This is a genomic window from Prosthecobacter sp. SYSU 5D2 (genome assembly GCF_039655865.1).
In the GTDB taxonomy this organism is placed as follows: Bacteria; Verrucomicrobiota; Verrucomicrobiia; order Verrucomicrobiales; family Verrucomicrobiaceae; genus Prosthecobacter.
Window position 1 is genome coordinate 124197 of the sequence record NZ_JBBYXL010000009.1, and the last position, 19400, is coordinate 143596.

The following is a 19400-nucleotide window of genomic DNA, read 5'->3' on the forward strand; positions in this document are numbered from 1 at the left end:
TTCAAAAAAACCATGCCACCCGCAGCCTCACTCCACCTCAGCCGGGACGATCTCCACACGGCCGGACCACATCGGCGGGTTGCGGGGGATCTCGGCGCTGGGCAGTTCGGGAAGCAGGAAGTAGCCGTAGCCGCGCTCCAGGCCGGGGATCAGGCTGCCCTGAAAGGTGACGGTGCGGCGCAGGGTGGCGCTGGGTTTCAGGGGATTCGGATCTTCCAGCTTGAACTTGCCGGTGAAAGTACCCGTGGCGGCCTTCACCTTCAGGGTGATGCCGTGCGGGTTCAGAGCGGACTCGCGCGGCACATCGGCCTGGTGCTTGCCGGTGAAGCTGAGCACCTGGGTGATGCCCGGCTCCGGCAGCCCTGCGCGGGTGAGGGTGAGCGTGGCCGGGGTGGGCACATCCACCTGGGAGGCAAACAGGGGCGTGTTGGCGGCAGGGCGCTGATACTGCCCGCCTTCCACGCTCAGAGTGTTCCGGATGAAGCCGTTTTTATGAACGCGGTCCTTGGAGGACGGTCCCTGGTCGTCCTTGCCCCACCAGGCGCTGCCGCCGGCCTGGCCGGACGGGCTGTAGGTCATGAGCGTGCCAAAACCGCCGGTGCCGCGATGCAGGCTGACGAAGACGGGCATATGCCCCTGCGGACCCATGAGGGTGGAGCCAGTCACGGCCTGGCCATCGGCCAGCCGGCCTTTGCAGGTGACGGCGCCCTGCGGAGTCAGCTTCAGATTCAGGAAACCCACACCACGGGGCGCGCCAGTATCATTGGTTAGACCTTCTTCAAGCTCAGGCGGCAGCAGCGCAGTATTGATCAAACCTGCGCCGGGGGCGGGATTCGCCTTGGTCCAGTCATTGCGGACGGCGTAGCCTGCGGTCAGGATCTGCGGCTCGCCCTCACCGCCTGTGAGCAGCACGGCCTCATGCAGTGCGGCACCGCCGACGATGTCCACCTCCAACCGCAGTGGACTGCCATCTAGGCCGTCAAAAGCCGCCTCCAACCGCCCCCAGGCACCATCCGCTGCTGCGGCCACGTTTTTGGAGACAAAACGACGGTTCTTCCCCCGGATCATGACCGTGCCGCTGGCGGCGCCTTTGGGGGTGATTTTAAAGGCGGTCTGCGCGCCATGACGGTAGGCCGGATCCGCGTCCCGATCCGTAAACACACCGCGATACGTGCCCGCCAGCGCAGCAGGAAAGCCCACCACATTCAGCTGAAAGCTCACCGGCTCTGCCGCGCCCTGCGCATTGTTAGCCTGCACGGTAATGGTGTAGCTCTTGTTCCCCGTAAGGCTGCCCACGATGCGCTGGGTGTCCGCATCATACGACAGCCCCTTGGGCAGGTCACGCACCTGGATGAAGACCGGCGGATCACTGGCCCCGATGGCGATGTCCACCGCATTGCCGGAGACCACATCCACATCGGCGAGGGGCTGGATGGTCGGCCGCCGTAACAACCGCACCTCATACGGCCCCACGTCCAAGGTCCTGGTGATTAGATCCGTCTGATACGTCACCCGGCATTGATAGGCGGACTCTGCCGCCGCAGTCGCCTCCGTGACCGTGAGCGTGGAGGCCAACTCACCACTGACCGTGCCGATGCCAGCCAGATCCTCCTCTTCAATACGCCTCCAGGAAAACGTAAGGTCTTCCTCCAGCGACGCCGGATGCACCCGCATGCCCAGGCTGAAACTTTCCCCCACCCGCGTGTAAAATGGCCCCTCCTCCGCCATCTCGACCACCCCCAGCATGACCGGTTGCGTCGTCAGAACCTCATCTCCATGACGGATTTCACAGGTGTAGCTGCCGCCGTGGGCAGGTTCCGCACTGGCCAGGCTACAGGTGGCCAAAGTGGCTCCGGGAACCATTTCGCCGTCCTGATACCATTGAAAGGTGGCCGTGGAGGGGGTAGCACGCACGCTAAGGCTGGCCGGTTCCCCCACTTTGACCAGCTTGGAAACGGGCGGGCTGGTGATCCTCAAATCATCCACAGAGGCGGAAGTAATTCGCACATTGTCCAGCGCCCAATGGCCTTGGCTAAGGTAACCGTGGTACGAATATTGACGCCAGCGAAAAAACCAGGTTTTGAAAGGATAAGGGCCAGAGTACCCGTAGGCCAAAGGAATAGGCAGGCGAAAGTGAGCCCAGCTTGCCAGGGTGACACTGGTCATGTCGTAACTGCGGTAACTGTTCCAGTCGGTTCCATTGAATGAATATTCGAGCCGGATTTCCTCTCCGTAATCAGCGTTCCGCCAGTATTCAAAGCCATCGCTGGTTTGATTGCCAGCCCGCAGGGAAAATTCGATGAAGCCGCCCGCGCTGGCATCCACAGAGCGTGTGGCAGCCATGCGGGTGCCTTCATGGCCAAACCACAGGGCCTTGCTGCCATTAAATCCTGTGCCACCATCCACTGAGGTGGAGACGGAGGTGGTGGTCCATTGAGCCGCGTCCAGCTCAGGATCAAAGTCATCCTCCATGGTCACTTTCAGTTCCTGGGCATACACCGGTGGCGCATTGGCGGCGGAGCTGTCGCCTTGCGCATTATAGGCTATGACACGGTATCTATAGCCGTGGCCTGGAAAAGGGGTGGAGTCTGTATAAGCTGTGGCCCCCGCATCCAGCGTGGCCAGAAGTGTCCACGGAGTTTCGGATACATTCCGTCGCTCAATCCGGTAGCCAACTGCCGAATAGGTGGCCTCCCACTTCAGGCCGATCTGGGAAAGTGCGATGCCGGTAATTTCGAATCCTTCAGGCGTTGGCGGAGGGGACGGAGGCAGCGTTCGAATGGTGACCTCATTCGACACCCTGCTGGTCTTGGATTCGGGCAAGGCTTTTAACCGGTAAGTATAGGTGGTCGCTGGGACTGTCGTGGTGTCCGTATAACTATGCATGTACGTGCCTGACGGCATGATGTCCAGCCAAGCCAACTTGCCGACATCGAAGCGCTGAAGCATGTAGGTGTAATTGTAATTCGAAATGGTCGCTAAAAAATTTATGTTCCCTTGATACTCAGAAGGGGGATAAAGAAAGATGTTGGGTCCGGGCAGAATAGCGCTTTCGACGGGAGAGTAAGAGAAAAAGCTGTCTCGAATGGCTTGAAGCCTGTAATAATAGGCCACATCCGTGCGGGCGCTGATGTCACCATAACTGGTTGCGGTGCCCGGAAGTGTGTCAATAACTGTCCACGGGCCATCCTGAAGGTCTGCACGCTCCACGATAATGGAAGTGGGATTAAGGGTCGTTCGAAAGTATAAAAAAAGTGTCGTCGAGTAACCCGAACTGTCGGTTATTGTCACGGTGGGAGGCGGGATATCCAGGGTCCTGGCCACGACGGTATTGCTCCATACGGCAGTTAAAGAGGGACTGGTGGCCTGGAGGCGGATCTCGTATTCCGTGCCCGGCTGAAGCCCGGTCAGGGTGAACGAATCAAGGGCAATGTGCTGGCTGCGCGGAATCCAGTCGGCCGCACCTACGGCGCGGTATTCCAGAACAGTCGCCAATCCCATGGAATCCTTTGTCCACTTCACCGGCAGGGTGGTGGTGGTGACACCGCTGCCGAGGCTAAGAACAGGTGACCGAAGCGTCAGCGGAAAATCCAGCGGGTAATACCGCAACTGCGTGCCGTTTTGCACCATCAGCTTCTTCGTTGTATTGTTATACGCGCTGACTCGGGTGGAGACCGGCATGGTCAGGACCTGCTGGCGTGCAGAGGTGTCATAGATCTTCTTTTCGCCAAAGGCCAGCCGGCCATCGGCAGAGGTGCTGTAGATCTGGTCGGCGATGGACCACTGCTCCACAAGGTCCGCATTGAAGAGCGAGCCGTTCCAGAAGATGGACTGCCCGTCTTCCGTGCCCACTACCACACGCGAGCCATAGTAAGAATAACTGGAAACCCGAATGCTGGAGACAGAAGTCATGACATCCCCGGTCACATCCAGCTTGTGGATTTTAGCTCCAGAACTGTTGCTTTCCCCATGGTAATAGTACCGGCCCGATGGCTCAAAGGCACCTCCTCCTTCGCTGAGGCGGATGCCTCCTTTTTTCGTCCCGTTAACCGTATCAAAAACATTGATGTCAATGTGTTGATCTTCTTCTTCCACCACCAGCCTGCCAGCCTTGCCTGCGGCCACCCGGTAAACGTCATTGTTCCCGGACCCGGTGCCTTGAAAGGGAGAGAATGGATACGTGCGCTCCAGCGCGAGGGTGGTTTTGTTAAAAGCCAGCAGGCTGCCGATCTTCCAGTTGGGGAGGTAAATGCGGTTATCAGCCTGATGGATGGCCAGGTCCGTCACGGAAGTGCCAGCAGGCACCACCCGCAGGATGGATTCCGTGGCCGCGTCCACTTCCAGCAAATAGGCTTTGGCACCTGTCGTCGCCGTATCCTCACTGATGGCATAGGTGATGGAGCTGAGAGGATCAGACTTGAGGTGTGTAAGCTTGAGCGGCTCGACCCTGAGATGAACGGGGAGCGTGAACAGCGTACCCGTTGCACCGGTGACCGTGAGGAGCGCCGAGTGCATCCCGACATCCAGATTGCCTGCATCCAGGCAAATTTCCAGTTCTGCCGGAGTGGTTCCAGTGCTGCGGACAAAGGTCACCCAAGGCTGGTCGGCTGAGACACTCCAGGAAAGTCCGGGTGCAGCCGAGCTGAGCTGAACTTTAATACGATGATCCGCATGACTTTGAACCGTGGATGTTTCCACCTTGCTGGCACTGGCTATGATGGGGGAGACGGTGAATGAATGAACGCTGCCTGTGCTGGTGTGGCTGTTCAGGACCGTGTCCACCCGCCAATAATAAGTGGCTCCCGGCATGAGGGCATCCGGTGCCGGAAAGGTGGGAGCCAAGGTGGACCCCAGATACTCGGATGACGCCGTTGTCGCGGCATTCACTGCTGCGAAAGTGCTGCCAAAAAAGACTTCATAACGGTTGGCTCCGGGCTGGCCCGCCCATGACAATGAGGCAGGCTGAAGCACACTGCCGCCTGACGCCGGGTGAGGCACCCGTCCCATGGCCTCCGCCCCGATCAGGGCAAACAAGTCCATGGTTTCCAACTCGCTGGACACCGGATTAAAAATGACGAGCCGGGCATAGTCGGAAGTGATCCCATGGATGGAGGTGGTAACCGGCAGGTCCAGCAACTTGCTGCCTGTGAAGTTTTTGTAGATGGCATTGTTGGTGACGGCAATTTCACCACCAGGACTGATGGAATAGACATCCGTGGCATAACTGCGGCTGATGGAAGAAATTGCTGTAGCGTCTACGACCACCTCTTTGACGAAGACTTTTTCTTCGTCGTTCGCCACCAAAACAGGTGTTTCCAGCGGATCGCGGTTCAATTGAAAAGCAGCGGATGAATTCTCCATTGCCGTCAAGGTTCCGGTTCCACTGACTGCATAACGCCACAGATGGCTGCCAGCATTGCCCGCGCTCCACCCATACTGCACCCAGCCAAAAAGATGGGTCTTGCTGGCATTGAGGGCGAAGTCACCAAAACCATACCCGGACACCGTTGCAGTCAGGGACTGAAGCACCTGCTGACTGCTGCGATTATAGACATGCAAAACTGGCCCCCAGGAGCCATCCGTGTAATAGAGAACATCTCCCGGCCCCACACCCACATTTGCAGTTGTCGTTGACTGGCCCCAATTGCCAAAAACCGGCAACGTGATCGTTGCTGAAACCGCCAGTGTTTGGAGATCAATGACTGAGATAGTCTTGTCCACGCAGTTGATGACAAAGAGCTCGGAGCCGTCATCGGAGATGGCCATGCCGGTGGGGCGTTTGCCGACGGTGATGCTGCTAACAGGGGTGGCGGTGAGGGGATCTATCACCAGCAGGCTGCCGGCCAGGATGCCATTGAGCTGGATGCCGTACATCCGGGAGCGGTGCGGGTCATCCAGGAGCTTGAAGACGTTCAGGGCGGTGGAGGCGGCGGAGAGGGTCACCGCGAAGATATCGGCACCGTGCGTGGCGGTGAGGGTGGCGCTGTGGCTGCCGGTGGCCAGCGCGGCGGTGGTGAACTTCAGGATGACCTTTTGGCCTGCGGCATCCACCTGCGGGGTGACCCAGGCGGCGTTTGATGAAACCTGCACCTGGCTGTAATCAAATCCGCCTCCGGCTGGCTGGATGGGCAGTGTGAGATCCGCGTGATGATAACCGGGCACCAGCACGAGGTTGCGGGAGGCAGGCCCCAGATCAAACGGACTGGCTGCGGCGGACACCGCCAGCAGCATCGTCATGCAGAGCATAAAAAAGAATGGGAACCTCATGAGTGAATATCATAAGAATGAATTAAGAAAATCATTCCGACAATCCTTTTCCGATTCATCCAAAAAAAAGACGGATGCCCGCAAGAAACCTGCGTGAGGTGTGGAGTGGACCGGGCGGGCGGTGCCCAGGAAAAGGGTTGACGAAACCCGGTTTGACCGCACTGCCGCCCCCCCTGAAGAGTGAGGTACTCCCATCCGATGGCAGAGGCCGGTTGCGGAAGGGTGGCTACCCCGCATGGATTCGAACCATGAACGAGAGATCCAAAATCTCCTGTGTTACCATTACACCACGGGGTAAAGAGGTGGGGATGGGGAGAATACTGCTGTATTCCCGGTGCGCAACCCCAGCGGAGAAAATTTTCTTTCCTGGCTTTTGCTCCCCTCGCAGAGGCGGCTCAAGTCGTCGCGGGCTTGACGTTGGTGAGGCGGGGTTTGGGCTGGTCGGGCTTTTTTTCGGAAGGGTTGGGGGATTCCACCTGGCCGTCAATGGTGGGGAGCACGCGTGCGCCGTCGGCGGGGAACGGGATGGGGGTGAGGCAGAGGACATCGCCTTCCTTCGGAGCCTTGGCGGAGCTGGCGGAGACGACGATGTGCTTTTCATTGCTGACCATGGGCTCCACAAACATGCGGCGCAGGGTGTTTCCAGGGCGGTCAATGAGGATGATCTCATTGCCCGCACGGACAGCATTGCGCGGAATGACGTACACATTCTGAAGGGGCTCGCCGACGATCTCAGCCTCCACAAAAGCACCGATGGTCAGCGGCGGTGCGCCATCGGGGCGGCGGGCATAGGGATCGGTGACCTGGGCGACGGCGGTGGACTGCCGCGTCTCTGCATCCAGGGAGCCTTCGACCCGGACAATCTTGCCCTCCCAGGCGACGGGCTTGCCGGCGATGACGGATTTCAGATACACTTTGGTCCCGTCTTCGTTGGCGGAGCTCTGATCGCGAAAGGACTGGGGGAGCTTGAGAAACTGGCTTTCCCGCTCCGGCAGGGGCAGGCGGATTTCCACATAGTCCACGGCGAAGATCTGGCCCAGGGTGGTGCCCTGGCCGACAAACTGGCCGATGTCCACCGTCTGCTCCAGGACCTGGCAGGCATAGGGCGCACGGATGATGGTGCGCTGCAGGTCACGCTCGGCCTTGACGACCTGGGCTTTGGCGGAGGCGGCATCTGCCTCGGCCTTGGCCAGTTGCGGCGTGCGGCTCACGAGGGTGGACGGGGTGCCGGTGCGGCCCATGGCGCGCCAGTTTTCCACGGCCTGCTCGGCGCGGGCTTTTTCCTCTGCGAGCATCACCTCCGCCTGGGCCTGGGCGGCCTTGGCGATGACGATGGCGGTTTCATAATCCAGGGGGTCCAGGCGCATGAGGACATCCCCTTCCCCAAAAAAACCGCCAGGGCGGAAGGAGGGGCTGATTTCGATGATCTTGCCACTGACCTCCGGCAGCAGGGTGCTGCGCGTGCGCGGCTGGACGGTGCCCTGGGAGGGCACGCGCAGGTCATACGTGGTCTTGTTCAGCACGGTGCCCTCCACCCGGACGAGGGTGGGCGGCATCTCCATTTTCCTTTGTTCAGGGGGATTGGAAAGGAGCCACCAGGCCGCATAGACGCAGCCCCCCAGGACAATGACGGGAAGAATGAAGCGTATAGCTCTGAGAAGAAAGCGCATGGACAAAGATTTAAACGCTTGGGGATGCCTCAGGATTCAATCTTTGTCGAATGCGCATTTACTCCGATGCGGTGTTCAGCCCCGCTGACCGGTCAGCCAAAAAGCGCGGCAATGGGCGTGCCGCCATCGGTGATGGGCACAGGCCGGGAGGCATCCATGAGCTCGTGCGCAGGATTGATGCCCAGTGCGGCGTGGATGGTGGCGTGGAAGTCCGGGGTGGAGACGGGGTTTTCGACGATCTTTTTGGACAGGTCATCGGTGACACCGTAGGCCCCGCAATGCTTCAAGCCGCCGCCGGCGAGGATCATGCTGAAGGTGCTGCACTGGTGGCCACGACCGCCGCCGCCATCAAACTCTGGCGGACGGCCAAACTCGGTGCCGATGGCGATAAGGGTCTTGTCCAAAATGCCGTGGGCCTTGAGGTCCACGATGAGTGTGGACAGGGCGTCATCCAGGTCCTTGATGAGCAGGTGCTGGTTGAGCTGGCCGTCGTTGTGGGTGTCCCAGCCGGTGCCGTTGACGAAGCCGAGGTTGTGCGAGACTTCGATAAACCGCACGCCGTCCTGGATGAGGCGGCGGGCCAGGAGGCAGCGCTGGCCGAACTCGCTGCCGTAGTCGTTGCGGAGGTCTGCGGGTTCTTCGTCGAGCTTGAAATTGCGCATGAACTCCGGCCCGGCCAGGCGCAAGCCCTCACGCTGGGCGGCCTCATAATCGGCCAGTGCGGAGTCCTGGGCGGCGCGATCCTGGAGCGGCTTCAGCAATTTTTCCCGGGCGCTGACGCGCTGCTGGGTGACGTACTCTGGCCGGGTGAAGCCGGAGGGGCCGTTCTTGGTGTCCGAGAGGTAAATGTTGCCATATTTGGCCCCCAGGAAACCCGGGCCGCGGCTAGGACTGGGATAGCCGATGAGCATGTAGGCAGGCACCTTGGGATTGGCCGCACCGCGCTGGTGGGCGACGATGGAGCCGATGGAGGGGTAGCTGGCATTGCCGCTGACGGGCCGGCCCGTGTGGACAAAGTTGGTGGCGATGGCGTGCTCGTTGATGACGTTGTGAAAGACGGTGCGCACGGCGGTGATGTGCTCCATCTGCCGGGCGGTCTTGGGCAGGTGCTCGCACACGCGCACTCCGGGCACGGAGGTCTCGATGGAAGGATAGGCGGAGCCTGCCTTTTTCGGGCTGGCTTTGGGGTCGCCCAGGGCCTTGGGGTCAAAGGTGTCCGCCTGGCACATGCCACCGCCTAACCAGATGAAGATGCAATGCTCAGCCTTGCCCATGGGAAAGGGAGCCGTGGTGGAAGCGCGGACCCCCATGGTGGCAAAAGGGGCCAGGGCGGCAGTTTTGAGGAAATGGCGGCGTTTCATGGTTGCTGAATTAAACGGCTTCCAGGGCGTCTTTCATATTTCTATTGCTATCACTTTCGTGGGGGGTCCGCTGGGGCTGGCTGGGTCGGAGTGAGACAATGGTGTTCGGTCTCATCAGCAGTCACTCGTGGTCGTCCTGGATGCGGGTCTTCCAGTAGTCCGGGTGGCGTTTGGTATGGGCCAGGGCGATAATGTAGATGCTGTTTTGGCGGGTCCTGTAATGGATTCGATAGGAAAAGCTCTTCAGTTTCAGACACCTGTAAGGGGCATCAATGAAATGGTGACCGTCGGGGTTCTGAAGGATTTTCTCGACATGAAGATCATACTCCGTGAGCAGCTTTCCAGCTGACCACAAGCTGTGCTCCTTGAGGTAGCTGATTGCTTCATCAAGCTCCTCTTGAGCCTCCGGGTGGGTGACGACCTCAAAGTCCATGTTTGGCACGCATGCTGGCCATGACTTCCGAATGAGGAATGCATCTCACACTGCCGCTTTCGATTTCTTCCCAGCGGCGGTCCAGGGTGGCTTTCATATCGTCGGTGAGGTCTTCATCGGCAGGCAGGCCGGAAAAACTGTCTTGAAGACGCTCGGCAATTTCCAGGCGGTCTTCTTCCGGCAGTGTCAGCAGAGTACTCAAGATGGATTCAGCAGCGGCGGTCATGGCGGGACGAATCTACACGATTTGTCGGGACGGCTCAAGGCGCAAAGACCCATTCGGGGGCGTTGAGGAGGGCCCAGAGGACGTCTTCGAGACGGTTGCGCCAGTCGCGGGTGAGGCGGGTGGTGGGCGGGTCGCCACGGCGGGCGGCGGCTTCTTCCTCGACGCGGAGGGCATTGGCCTCGGCATCCAGGTGATTGGTCCAGGAGACGTATTTCTGCGGGTAGCGGGGGCCGGGCTTTTCCACCTCTGCGGCCTGGACACGAGTTTCATAACCGTCCTTGAGATAGGCGATGTACTGCTCCCGCTCGGCGGCGGAAGGCTTGCGGGTGAGCAGGCGCAGATACAGGGTGTCCACCAGCCGGTCTAACGGCATGTCTTGCAAAGCCAGGGCGGTGATGCCGTGGTCGTCGCTGAGACGGGTGAGCCAGATGCCGACGGTGCCATTGCTGAGGATGGCGGGCTGGAGGGCATTGGGGGAGGTCTCCCGGCTGCTCACCGGATCCTGCCGGGAGCCACGCCAGCCGAAGGCTTCCATCACGTCACACACGGCCTGGATGCGGGGCAGGCTCAGGCTGGGGCGGTCGCGCTCGTTGCTGGTGCTGGCCAGCATCCAGGCGCGGGTGGGGTGGCCCAGGGAGATGGAGTTTTTCATGTCGCGACGGCCGTCAATGTCCAAGCTCACCTCTTCCGTCTTGAAGGGCTTGCCGGTGGCGGAAAAGAGGGCGTCCACGATCTGCTCAGCCGCCAGACGGCGCGGAGCCGGAGAGGTGAAGAGGGGGCTGGTGGCGGTGAGCTTGGAGTCTGTGGCGCGCTGATAGGCGTGGGAATTCAGGATGATGCGGGAAAGGTTTTTCATGCTGTAGCCACCGCGCACAAACTCACGGCCTAACCATTGAACCAGTTCAGGATGGGTGGGCTTGCCCTTTTCCCAATCTTCCACCGGCTCGACAATGCCGCGGCCCATGAACTGCTGCCAGAGGCGGTTGGCGATGACCTGGGCGAAGCGCTCGTTCTGCGGTGCGGTGATGAGGGAGGCGAGGCGGTCACGGGAATCCTTGGGGTCCTGCGCGAGAGTGTCGGCGACGGATTCAGGAGCAAATTCGTCAAAGGGCCAGGCGGGCTCCACCTTGCTGCCGGGCTGCAAGGTGACCTGGATGAGGGGCTTGCGGCCGCCTTCATGCAGCTTGTCCATGGGCACGCTGCTGGTCTTGGGCACGTCCACGGATTTGCGCTCAAGCATGGCGGCCAGTTCAAAGAGGTCCTGCTGCAGGCTCTTGTGAGCGGGGGCATCGTGGCAGCGGGCGCATTTCATTTCCACGCCGAGGAAGGCGGTGCTGATGATGGTGCCCTTGGCGGCCATGGGCACGTCATTGCCGGAGGCCACGCCAAAGCCGGCCGGGCCGCCGAAACGCTCGCTGCCCTTCATGTGCAGCAGGTCGGTGACGACGAGGTCCATGGGCCGGTCATCCATGAGCGCCTCATGCAGATACCAGCGGAAGGGGCCGGTGTTGTTCAGCGTGGGGTTCAGGATGTTGGGATTTTCCGCCAGGGCATCCTGCCAGTAGCCCATCCACTTGTCCGCCCAACGGCGGTCGGCCAGGAGGCGGTCAATGACCTTCGCGCGTTTGTCCTTGGACTTGTCGGCGGTGAAGGCGGCGATCTCCTCCAGCGTGGGCACCACACCGACGGTGTCCAGGGTGACACGGCGGAGAAAGGCCAGGTCATCGCTCAAAGCGGTGATCTCGATACGGTCCACGTTCATCTCCGGCCAGACGGCACCTTCGCTGATCCAGCGCTGGATGACCTCGATCTGCTCGGCCTTCAAAGGATGGCCCTTGGGCGGCATGATGTAGTCTTCATCCGTGGTGCTGATGCGGGCGATGAGGGAGCTTTTTTCCGGCTGGCCGGGAACGATGGCAGGCCCGTCGGATTCGCCGCCCTTCAGGGCATCGGCCAGGGAGTCGAGCTTCAGGTCGCCCTTGGTCTTGCTGCCCTGGTGACAGCTAAAACAACTGGCCTCCAGGATGGGCATGACCTCTTTGTAAAAGTTCACGCCGTCTTTTTTCGCCGCAGAGTACTGGGAGGATACGGCGGCGATCTTGGCATTGAGGAAATGGTCAACCTCATTGTTAGACGGGTAACCCTTCACCGGTGCGGGCACCTTTACCGGAGGCACGGAGGCCAGCCACTCCGCAGCGGCGGCGCGGCGTTTTTTCCAGTAGCCGTCCTGCTGCGCCAGCACCTTGGCGCGGCGGGCGGCGTTCATGTCAATCAGCAGGGCGGACTGCTGCTTTTCATAGGCGGTCCAGCCAGCGTCGTTATACGCCACCTTGGTTTTGCCAGGGGCCAGAAGCTCCCAGAATTCGCTGCCTTCATAGGAAACGGCCACCACGGTCTCACCCGTTTCAGGACGTTTCTTGGAGCTGCCAGTAATGCCGCCGATCATGCTCTCGACGACAAACAGGTGCTCGCCACCCTTGGTTTCAAATTCGGCCCAGGTTTCCTGCGTGCCGGGAGGGGCAAAGCGGAAATCCGGCCCCAGGTTCAAATACACATCCTGCTCGGAGACGCGGCCATGACCGCCGGTGTCCGATTTGGCAAAGGGCATGTCCAGGAACGGCTTGCCATCAATGTGCAGGCGGGTGGCGCTGCGGCCACGGAGGAGCAGGCGATGCTTGCCCGCAGGCAGGTTCACCACCGAGGCGGCCCGGAGAAGGTAAGGGATGGGCCGGTCCGCGCGGACGCCGGTTTCGATGTACTTCTGCGGCACTTCCGAAAGGCCGAAGACATCCAGCGTATAGGTTTCCGTGGCGGCAGGCGGCATCGCGGGCCATGAGTTTTTGGCAGGCACGCCTTCTTCACAAAGCTGGACGAGCACCTTGCCCTTGGGCAGCTTTTTCGCATCAATGGGCGGCGGTGGCGGCTGGAACTGGTAACGCTGGGCCAGCAACACCTCCGGCAAGATCTCCCGGTAGATGGCGATCTCATCCAGACTGCCTTTCAGCGTATTGCTTGCGCCGCCGCCGTAGCCGGTGCCGATCATCACATCATCCGCATCACTGACGGGCGGCTCCGTAGTCTTGCCGGCGATGTCCCAGACTCCGCCGGGCACCTTCTTGCCATCCACATAGGCGGCCATGGTCTCGGGCTTGCCAAAGGTGTAGGTCATGGCCACATGATGCCAGCCGGAGCCGGGGAGAAAACCTTCCTTGGCCACCCAGCGATGGTAGTTTTCCGCGCCGGCCTTGTTGCGGCTGCGGAAGAGAAAACAGGGCCGGGCCTCGCCTCCTTCACCTTTGAGCCGGAGCGCCCAGTTCTGGTTCTCGGCGGTGAACGCCTTGGACTTGTTGCGTCCTTTGCCGATGAGATAGACATACTTGCCGTTGCCCAGCTCCTCCGCATTCACCCAGGCCTCGATGCTGAGGACATCGCCCTGCTGAAAGCGCAGATTGGTTTCAGGCAGGTCGGATTCCTTGACCTGGATGTAGCTGTCCTGGCCAGTGAAGTTGACGGCTTTGTTGCCCTTTTCAAAAGCCGGATAGGCAGGCTTCTGCGGACCGAAGGCATCAATCGCGGCCTTGCCCTTCAGCGTACCGGGTTCTTTCTTTTCAAAGGTCCACTTCACCAGCGGCGTGACCTTCGGAATGGGCGTGGAGTCATTCTGGGCGGCGTTCTTTGCATCGTCCGCAGGATCAGCCGCGAGGAGCAGGCCGGGGAGGATGAGAAATGGAAGGGCGCGGGTCATGGGTAGCATCAGTGTGAAGATTTAAACGCTCCCTGACGAGACATTTCATGAGACCGCACACCCCACTTTAGGGGGATGGAGAGGGCGGGTCCGTTGTGCAGGCTGCCAGCCAGGAGCCTGAAAATTGTTGCTTGCCCCGGCGGGCATCTCCTCTTCAGTCCTGGGATGGGAGAGCCGGTCACGCCATCAGCCTCAGCCGGAGACTGGCTGAAGGCGCTGCTGTTGCAACTGGTGGACCGCGCGGAGCTGGATGTGGCGGACCTGCGGGCCCATCCGCAGGAGGCGCTGCACCGCCTGCGCCTGCGCATGAAAAAGGCGGAGGCCCTGCTGCGGCTGAGCGCGGGCGGGCTGGGCAGGAAGCAGCGCAAAGACCTGCGCAAGCAGATGAAACAGGTGAAAAACGCCGGGGGCGGCCAGCGGGACGCGGAGGTGGTGGCCACCCTGGCGGAAAAGCTGGGCGCCAAGGCCGGGCTGAAGCTGCTCCAGCCGCCGCAGCCACCCGCAGAGGCCAGGCCAAAAGCGGCCCCGCTGCGCGCCCTGCTGAAAAGCCTGCGGGCGGACCTGGAGCGGCAGCCTTTCTCCCGGCTGGACTGGGAGGAGGTGGCGGACAACTACGCAGCCTGCTACCGCGCGGGCCGCCGACTGATGCGGAAGGCGCAGGAGGCCATGGAGCCGGAGACCTTCCACCGCTGGCGCAAGCGGGTAAAGGCCCTGCTGTATCAAACCCAGGCCCTGCATGACTCCGTGGACGCTCCCCAAAAGCGGCTGGAGCGCAGCCGCAAGCTGGCCCGGCTGCTGGGACGCGAGCAGGACCTGACGCTGCTGGAGGCGGCCAGCGGCACCCAGTTTCCTGACAATGCCTGGCAAGCGGTGATCCAGGCCGGGCGAGAAAAGGGCCGCCCCAAAATCTTCAAACAGGGCGGCAAGCTCTACCGGAAACCGGTACGGAAATTCGCCCATTTGCACGGCCTCCCCGGCCGCTGATCCCGCGCCACACGGCCCGATCCCGCTCCTCCCTGCTGCCTTTGGCACGGCGGCTGCATTCTGTGTGCGTGGACAGCGGCTCCGCACCCCCGCCGTCCGCCCTTTGCATGACGCCAGATCTCTCCATCGCCACCTTGTTACAGGCTTATCGCAGCGGCACCGCCAGCCCGCAGCAGGTCGTCCTTGCAGCCTGGGAAAGGGCCGCCCAGGATGACCCTGCCATCTGGATCAACCGTGCCACCTTGCAACAGTTGCAACACCATCTGGCCGCCCTGGACGGTGAATCCCCGGACACCCGGCCGCTCTATGGCATCCCGTTTGCCATCAAAGATAACATTGACTGCGCGGGCCTGCCCACCACCGCCGCGTGTCCAGACTGGAGCTATGATCCAGAGGAAAACGCCCATGTCGTGGAGTTGCTGATTCAGGCCGGGGCCATTCCGCTGGGGAAAACGAATCTGGACCAGTTTGCCACCGGGCTGGTGGGTGTGCGCTCCCCTTATGGCATCCCGGAAAATGCCTTTGATCCCCGTTACCTGCCCGGCGGCAGCAGCAGCGGCTCCGCTGTAGCCGTGGCAAAAGGGTTGTGCAGCTTCGCCCTGGGCACGGACACAGCCGGATCCGGCCGGGTGCCGGCCGCCTTTAACAACCTCATCGGCCTGAAGCCGACACGCGGTATCCTCAGTTGCACGGGCGTTGTGCCCGCCTGCCGCACTCTGGACTGTGTGTCCATCTTTTCCCTGTCTGCTGCGGATGCGGCCCTGGTGCTGGACATAGCGGCTTCTTATGATCCTAAAGATGGTTATGCCAGGAGGCAGGCACCGTCCAGCCCGCCTGTCTGGCCGCCGCGCATCGCGGTGCCTGCGGCGGAGCAGCTTGATTTTTTTGGCAATGACAGCGCCCGTGAGCTTTTTGAATCCGCCATCGCGACCGTCAAGAGCCTGGGCTGGACGGTGGTCGAGACGGACATCACTCCGCTGCTGGATGCGGCGCGGCTTTTGTATGAAGGCCCCTGGGTGGCGGAGCGTGCGGCAGTCATCAGCAGCCTGCTCACGCTGAACCCGCAGGCTCTCCTGCCGGTCACCCGCAGCATCATTGCCGGCGGGCTGAAAGGCAGCGCCATGGATGCCTTCAAGGCCCAGTACCGCCTGGCTGATCTGAAGCGCGCCAGCGAGGCCATCTGGGACCGCGCAGATGCCCTGCTGATGCCCACCACAGGCACGCTTTATACCCTGGCCGAGGTGGAGGCGGAGCCCGTCCAGCTCAACAGCAACCTGGGCCGCTACACCAACTTCATGAACCTGCTGGACCTGTGCGGATGCGCCGTCCCGGCAGGGTTTCTGGGGGCCGGCCTGCCCTGGGGCATCACCTTTTATGCTCCCGCTTTTGGTGATGCCTTGGTGCTGGACTGTGCCGCGCACTTCCATGCGGCGCGCGATCTGCCGGTGGGAAAAACCGCGCTTACCAGCAGCGATCTGCCCCTGCCTGCCGCCGGGTTCGATGAGGAGGAGACGCCCATGCTGGCGCTGGCCGTGTGCGGGGCGCACATGGAGGGGCTGGCGCTACATCACCAGCTCAGCAGCCGTGGGGCGCGTCTTTTACAGCGCACGGTCAGCACGCCTGTTTACCGGCTCTATTTGCTGCCCGGACATGGCAGCGTTCCTGACCGGCCCGGCATGGTGCGCGTGAGCGAGGGCGGTGCCGCCATTGAGGTGGAGGTGTGGGAACTGCCGCAGGCCACCGTCGGCTCCTTCATCACCGGCATCGCCGCGCCGCTGGGCCTGGGCAAGGTACAACTGGCGGATGGCACCGCCGTCTGCGGCTTCATCTGCGAGGGCATCGTGGCGGAATACGCGCAGGACATTACCACCCTCGGGAGCTGGCGGGAATGGCTGCGGCTCACCCAATAAGAGGGAAGATGGTGTACGTCCATTCCTTGACCAGGGAATGTTGTTGCTTGCCCCCGGCGGCAAATCCGTCGTCAATGCAGGCGAACCTTTTGACCTTCACCTGCCATGCCCGCCAAACCTTCTGCCGCCCGGAAACCGGACAAAAAAAAGTCCCTCAAGAAAAAGGTGAAGTCTCCAGTGGAGCCCGCTTTGAAATCCGTGCCCTTCTGGATCGGCTTTGACCTGGGCGGGACGAAGATGCTGGCCTGCGTACTGGATGCGGAATACAACCTGCTGGGCAGCGCCCGCAAGTCCACCAACGGCTCCGACGGCCAGATCAAAGGCCGCAAAAAGATCGTCACCGTCATCCATGAGGCCATCGCTGCCGCAGGGGTGGACCCGAAGGGATTGCAGGGCATCGGCATCGGCTGTCCCGGCCTGGTGAATCCTGACAAAGGCATCCTGCTCAGCGCACCGAACCTGGGCTGGAAAAACATGGGCCTGTCCGGCATCCTGAAGACCGCGTTTAAAAAACCCGTCGCCGTGCTCAATGACGTGGATGCAGGCACCTTTGGTGAATATAAGCTGGGCTCCGGCAAAGGCGCGCGCTCCCTGCTGGGCATCTTTCCTGGCACGGGTGTGGGATCCGGTTTTGTCTATGATGGCAAGCTCATCATGGGCCGCAATGTCTCCGCCATGGAACTGGGCATGATTTATATGCCCGGCACCCACCTGGGCAGCCCCATCCCAGGTGCCGTGCTGCTGGAGGACATGACTAGCCGCCTCGCCATCGCCTCCCAGGCCGGAGTGGCCTGCTACCGGGGCCAGCTCCCGGACCTGGACAAGAAAACCCGTGGAAATCTGCGCGACATCCGCAGCAAGGCCCTTTCCGCCGCCTACACCACGGGGGAGGAAGCGGCGGTCACCATCTTCCGCAATAGTGTAGCCTACCTGGGCATGGGCATCGCTGCCGTGGTCAATTTGCTTGCCCCGGACCACATCACGCTCGGCGGTGGTCTGGTGGAAGAGATGCCCCAGCTTTATCTCACCACCCTCAAGGAGGAGGTGAACCGCTACGCCCTGCCCGGCCTCACGCCCGGCATCAAATACTCCATCGCCAAACTGGGCGGCAGCGCTGTCGCCATCGGCAGCGTCGCCTGGCTGCGCGAGAAAAAGTGACCGCCACCACCTAACCAACTTTTCATTTAACCGGATCCTCATTTGTCATTTCGTTCCCGCTTCGCGGGATCATTCGTCATTCGTCATTCTGCCTTTGTCCATGTCCGACCTGCCGCCGCCACCGTCCACTGAGCACGCCATCATCTATGTGGGTGCCGCCTCGCTCTCCCTCATCATCGGCACCCGTACGGACTCCGGCAGCTTCAGCCTGCTGGAGCATCTGGACAAGCCTCTCCCCATCGCCCGCGACATCTTCCGCCAGGGCAGCATCACCCGCTCCACGGTAGAGCAGGCCGCTGGCATCCTGAAGGACTACCTGCTGACCGTCCGCGAATACGGCCTGCCGCTGGCCAACGTGCGACTGTACAACACGAACATCCTTTCCGAGGCGGCCAACCACGAGATCTTCCTGAATCGCCTCCAGGTGAGCACCGGCCTCATCGCGCGGCTGATTGACGATGGCGACATGACGCGTCTGGTTTACCAGATCGGCCTGCGCATGCTGAAAAAGAACCCTTCCCTGCGTGAGGGCCACACCTTTGTCTCCCACATCGGCCCCGGCAACACGCGTGCGCTTTATTTCAAAAACGGCCGCCTTTCCACTTATAGCAACTACCGGTTAGGCATCTACCGCGCTCGTGAAGCCGTGGCCGGTGCGGATGGTGAGGCTGCCCAGCATCTGAACCACCTGGAAGAGCATATCCGGGGCGTGGTGGACCACCTGGCCCAGGATTACTCCGGTTATCAAATTGACAACCACGTGGCCATCGGTGCGGAGATCCAGAGCGTCGCCGCCGAGCTGGCCAGCGCCCGGCAGGGTGCCTTCCGCATCACCGAAACAGAGCTGGAACGCTTCACCGAAAGCCTGGCCCAGCTGAATCCGGACGAGCTGGTCCGCAAGCTGCACGTCCACTACACCGGCGGTGAGGGCATCATCCCCGCACTGCAGACGAACCTGGCCCTGGCACGCCGTTTTGGCGATGAAGCACTGTGGGTGCCGGAGGGCGACTTCCAGCGCGAACTCATGCTGGACCTGATGACCGCCAGCCCGCTGACCGCCAACTTCCAGGATGAAGTGGTCCAGGCGGCCTGCGAGATCGGCGTGCGCTACAAGACCGACCGCAAGCATGCCGACCATGTGGCCGCCTTTGCCCAGCAGCTTTTCCGCGAGCTGCAGCACCTGCACGCCCTGGACCCCAAATACGAGCTCGTCCTCCGCGTCGCCGCCGTGCTGCATGAGGTGGGCATGTTCATCAGTCCGCGCGAGCACCACAAGCACAGCCTGTACATCCTTTTGCAAACGGAGATCTTCGGACTTAGCACCGCCGACCGTGAAATGGTGGCCCTGCTGGCCCGCTACCACCGCCGTTACAACCCGGAGCCGAACCACCCGACCTTCTCCGACCTGACCCGTGAGGAGCGCATGATCGTCTTCAAACTGGCGGCCCTGCTGCGCATCGCCGATGCCCTGGACCGCACCCATGCTCAGCGCATCAAGACCATCCAGCTCCGCCCCGAAGGCAGCCGCCTGAACATCCTCACCCCCGGCGTGGATGATACCACCGTCGAGCAGATCGCCATCAACTCCAAGTGTGACCTCTTCCGTGAGATCTACGGCTTCGATGTGCTGCTGACGAAAGGCTGAT

10 protein-coding genes and 1 tRNA gene are annotated in these 19400 nt (G+C 61.5%); 4 read left to right on the plus strand and 7 right to left on the minus strand.

What is annotated here, in order from left to right:
- Positions 1-27: 27 nt before the first annotated feature.
- From WJU23_RS16460 to WJU23_RS16490, 7 genes are all read right to left on the minus strand, one after another.
- Positions 28-6267, minus strand: coding sequence for a fibronectin type III domain-containing protein (locus WJU23_RS16460; protein WP_346333698.1), 6240 nt, complete (start codon positions 6265-6267; stop codon positions 28-30).
- Positions 6268-6490: 223 nt separating this feature from the next.
- Positions 6491-6564, minus strand: a tRNA-Gln gene (locus tag WJU23_RS16465).
- Positions 6565-6662: 98 nt separating this feature from the next.
- Complete coding sequence (locus WJU23_RS16470) at positions 6663-7937, minus strand: efflux RND transporter periplasmic adaptor subunit (RefSeq protein ID WP_346333699.1); 1275 nt, start codon at positions 7935-7937, stop codon at positions 6663-6665.
- A gap of 92 nt (positions 7938-8029) precedes the next feature.
- A complete protein-coding gene (locus WJU23_RS16475; protein ID WP_346333700.1) occupies positions 8030-9298 on the minus strand; it encodes a DUF1501 domain-containing protein in 1269 nt (422 codons plus the stop codon).
- A gap of 121 nt (positions 9299-9419) precedes the next feature.
- Positions 9420-9731: a type II toxin-antitoxin system RelE/ParE family toxin gene (locus tag WJU23_RS16480; RefSeq protein ID WP_346333701.1), complete on the minus strand. Its 312-nt coding sequence runs from the start codon at positions 9729-9731 to the stop codon at positions 9420-9422.
- The gene (locus WJU23_RS16485) at positions 9721-9957 is read right to left on the minus strand and encodes an addiction module protein (protein ID WP_346333702.1); all 237 of its coding nucleotides are present in this window, start codon (positions 9955-9957) and stop codon (positions 9721-9723) included. Before WJU23_RS16485 ends, WJU23_RS16480 begins: the two co-directional genes overlap by 11 nt.
- 34 nt (positions 9958-9991) lie before the next feature.
- A complete protein-coding gene (locus WJU23_RS16490; RefSeq protein WP_346333703.1) occupies positions 9992-13702 on the minus strand; it encodes a DUF1553 domain-containing protein in 3711 nt (1236 codons plus the stop codon).
- 165 nt (positions 13703-13867) lie between these two features.
- Between WJU23_RS16490 and WJU23_RS16495 the strand changes: the two genes are divergently transcribed.
- The 4 genes from WJU23_RS16495 to WJU23_RS16510 all read left to right on the plus strand — a co-directional run bounded on the left by WJU23_RS16495 (position 13868) and on the right by WJU23_RS16510 (position 19399).
- On the plus strand, positions 13868-14686 hold the full coding sequence (locus tag WJU23_RS16495; RefSeq protein ID WP_346333704.1) for a CHAD domain-containing protein: 819 nt from the start codon (positions 13868-13870) through the stop codon (positions 14684-14686).
- Between the two features lie 107 nt (positions 14687-14793).
- Positions 14794-16596 carry an allophanate hydrolase gene (gene atzF, locus WJU23_RS16500; RefSeq protein ID WP_346333705.1) on the plus strand — a complete coding sequence of 601 codons (1803 nt, stop codon included), beginning with the start codon at positions 14794-14796 and terminating at the stop codon, positions 16594-16596.
- Positions 16597-16701: 105 nt separating this feature from the next.
- Positions 16702-17754: an ROK family protein gene (locus tag WJU23_RS16505; protein ID WP_346333706.1), complete on the plus strand. Its 1053-nt coding sequence runs from the start codon at positions 16702-16704 to the stop codon at positions 17752-17754.
- Positions 17755-17854: 100 nt separating this feature from the next.
- Positions 17855-19399 (plus strand): HD domain-containing protein, encoded by a 1545-nt coding sequence (locus WJU23_RS16510; protein ID WP_346333707.1) that lies wholly within the window; start codon positions 17855-17857, stop codon positions 19397-19399.
- Position 19400: the final 1 nt, after the last annotated feature.